1 pseudogene is annotated in these 314 nt (G+C 39.5%); it reads right to left on the minus strand.

What is annotated here, in order from left to right:
• Positions 1-314 (minus strand): annotated as a pseudogene (locus FC32_RS02000) (N-acetylmuramoyl-L-alanine amidase family protein); the annotation flags it as partial.

A 314-nucleotide genomic window follows, 5' to 3' on the forward strand; every position in this document is an offset into this window, starting at 1 on the left:
TATTGCATCTTACCATCAGCTGCGTAATAGACTGTCTTGTTTTGTTCTGGTATCTCCACAAAACCAGTCTTCATTGCTCCATCAAAAGTATCAAAGTAGTACCAGTTGCCGTCAATCTTTTGTTGACCGTATTGCATCTTACCATCAGCTGCGTAATAGACTGTCTTATTTTGTTCTGGTATCTCTACAAAGCCAGTCTTCATCGCTCCATCAAAAGTATCAAAATTATACCAGTTGCCATCGATCTTTTGTTGACCGTATTGCATCTTACCATCAGCTGCGTAATAGACTGTCTTGTTTTGTTCTGGTATCTC

This window comes from Ligilactobacillus apodemi DSM 16634 = JCM 16172 (genome assembly GCF_001434405.1).
GTDB lineage: Bacteria > Bacillota > Bacilli > Lactobacillales > Lactobacillaceae > Ligilactobacillus > Ligilactobacillus apodemi.